We start from the raw sequence: 3,030 nt of genomic DNA on the forward strand, positions 1-3,030 counted from the left end.
CGACCGATGCCGCCGGTACTGCTGATCCGGCAACGGCGGCCGAAGCATCCGGCACCCAACAGGGTTTCGGCTTGCGGATCGCCGCATAGCGAAAGCCGAAGCTGGTTTTCTGGACCTCAAACCTTGGCGATTTGTCGGCCGATGGGCGCAGCCAGGCGCTGTCGGTCGCGGTCGGCATGTTCGATGAGTGAAGGCTCGAGCTGTGCGCCGAGTCGATCGATCCTTCCAGGACCTGCGCCCAGTTGCACTTTGCGTGCATCTTCACGATCGCGATATTGGTCGCATCGGTTGGTGCCCAGGCTGGCATATCGAACGGCGTAACCTTTTCCGGGTCGCCCATCCAGACCCACACGAAGCCACCTGCCTCGCGCACGGGATAAGCCTTGGTCTTCATCGTTTGCCGCAGCCGCGTGTCGACCGGCTCTGACGACAAGTCGACGGCATTGCCGTTCACGTCGAACTTCCAGCCGTGATACAGGCAGCGCAGACCGCATTCTTCGTTGCGGCCGAAGGCTAGCGATGCGCGGCGATGGGGACACTGCTCATCGAGCGCGCCGAGATGGCCTTCGGTGTCCCTGAAGACTACCATATCCTCGCCAAGCAGCCGTACTTTCAGGGGAGCGCCATCCCGCTCGGCCCCCTCCTCTCTCATGCACGTCGGCATCCAGTGCTGCCGCATCAGCTTGCCCGTCGGCGTATCACCCGCGACGCGGCAACGGAAGCTGCGACGGTTGGTAAGACAATCTCGCATTATTTCGATCGACCATGTGCCTGCGGAGAACGGCGAGATGCTGCTCGGTCATCGGCTTCATGGACGAACCCTCCTGCGCTACCGAACGGGTCCGGCACGTTCGCGTTCCACCGCGTGCCCGTTCACCAGGCACTACGAAGCCTAGAAATTGGCGCCGAACCTCAGGCCATAGGTCCGCGGCGGCTCGAGAAAGGTTGACGCTGCAGTTGGCAGAAACGGCTGATTGCTGCCGCCGGCCGTCGCTGCCTGGACGGGCTCGTTCTCGATGTTTTTGATCCAGCCACCAACATTCCACCGTCCGCTCTGGGCATAGTAGGTGAGCGATGCGTCGGTCTTGGTGTAAGCCTTCTGGCGGCCGCCGGGCGTGTGGTTGAAGTCGGCGAAGAAGCTGCTCTCATAGCGGGTGTTCACCTGCACGCGGACATAGCCGTTGGCCAATTGAAAATCATGGTGATAGCCGGCGCTTAAGGTCCAGTCAGGCGCATATTGCAGCTGCAGGCCGTCGAAGTTGGTCGGCTGTCCTGGGAGGCTGGCCCCGGGCGGGAGGTCGAAGCTCTTGTTGCGGGCGTGAAGATAGCCGACTGAGAAGCTCAGCCGGTCATCGGCCGTCGGGTGAAAGAGGATGTCCAGCTGATTGCCGTAGATTTCGACACGCTTGGCGTTGAATGTCTGATTGGTGTTGAGGACCGTGTTGTACGCCGATGCGAACAGGTTCTTGTAGTCGTAGAAGAAGGCCTCGTTGTTGATCTGCAGGCGATTGTCTAGGAACCGTGACTTGAAGCCGGCGTGGAACGCCATCAGCGTTGCCTCCTTGACCTCGTTGCTCGCAACCGGCGAGCTCGGGAACGCGTTGAACGTTCCAGGCTGGTATCCGGTCTGCACGGTGGCGTAGATCATCGCCCGCCGACCGACGTCATATTCGACGCCCGCCTTGAAGTCCCACCGCTTGAAGTCGCGCGAATAGCTGTAGGGGGTGACGCCGTCGCCAGCCCGTCCGCGCCCGGTCCGATCATCATAGCTGAAGCGACCACCACCAATCAGCCGCAGCGTGTCGGTCACGCTGAAGGTTGCCTGGCCGAATGCGGCAAGCCCTTGCAGGCGATGACGGTCGACGATGCTGACCGGAAAGAAGGTGAAGAAGAAGGTGCCATCGCTGTTCACCCGATAGGCATAGGCGCCGAGGATCCACTTTAGCCGATCGCTTTCGCCCGACAGCCGCAGCTCATGCGTCTGCTGATCGAAATGGTCGGTCTTGTTGCCGGGATAAGCACCCAGGAAATAATCTGCCGAGACGTCCATATCGAGGTAGGACGGCATATATGTCAGCGTCGCATCGCCCAGTTCCAGATCGAACTGCGCGCCGACCGTGTAGTTTTCATAGTCCGTCTTTCGCGCGAACGGCGCGACCGGCGGCGGCAGGAACGGGTTGGAAGGCAAGGCCAGGATTTCCGACCCCCGTCGATCGTTCCAGGGATTGTCATGAAGGAACTTGTTGGGCGCCAGCCCGCCGGTTTCACGATCGACGCCCTTCGTCAGCAGGTTGGGCGAGTTCCCTTTCTTCTGGACATAATAGCCCCAGAGGTAGGCGGTGAACGTCGGCGTAGGCTCGTAAAGTGCGGACAGCCGGAGCCCGAGATTGTTCTTCGAGTCGGCGCCCGATGTCTGATAGCCGTCGGTATAGGTGTAATCGACCCCGGCGCGCAGCGCCAATTTATCGCTGACCGGCACATTCTGCACCGCGGTCCCGTGGGCGAGGCCGAAATTGCCGACCTCGACAAGAAGATTGGTTTCATAGTCGCGCGTTGGTCGTCTGAGGGTGACGTTGATCGCCCCGCCTAGCGAACTGCGGCCATAAAGCGTCCCCTGCGGTCCCGGAAGGACCTCCAGGCGGTCAATATCGAACAGCGGTACCGCCGCAGCCTCGCGCGGAATATAGACACCGTTGAAGTTGAACGAGGCCGAGGGCTCGACCTGCGGATAGTCGAGCGTTGAGCCTACTCCACGGATATAGACTTCGGTCGCCGTATTCTGCTGCTGAAAACGCACCGATGGGATCAGCACCTGCGCTGCGCGGATATCGGTGATGCCGCTCGCGACCAGGGCGTCGCCGCTGACCGAAGTGACTGCAGCGGCCGTTTTCTGAAGGTTCTCGCTGCTCTTCTGGGCCGTCACGACGATTTCGGCGAGGCCGCCCGTCTCGGAAGGGTCGCCGAAACCCTGTTGGGTGCCGGATGCTTCGGCCGCCGTTGCCGGATCAGCAGTACCGGCGGCATCGGTCG

General features: G+C 61.4%; 2 protein-coding genes. Both read right to left on the reverse strand.

Annotated elements, in window-relative coordinates:
• Nucleotides 1–679, reverse strand: a 679-nt coding sequence (locus tag ACFQ00_RS16695) for a Rieske 2Fe-2S domain-containing protein (RefSeq protein ID WP_381493437.1), incomplete at its 3' end; no start/stop codon positions are given.
• A 213-nt stretch (nt 680–892) separates the two neighbouring features.
• Nucleotides 893–3,030: TonB-dependent receptor (locus ACFQ00_RS16700; RefSeq protein WP_381493441.1), on the reverse strand; the 2,138-nt coding region annotated here is incomplete at its 5' end.

The organism is Sphingosinicella xenopeptidilytica (genome assembly GCF_042676985.1).
In the GTDB taxonomy this organism is placed as follows: domain Bacteria; phylum Pseudomonadota; class Alphaproteobacteria; order Sphingomonadales; family Sphingomonadaceae; genus Sphingosinicella; species Sphingosinicella xenopeptidilytica.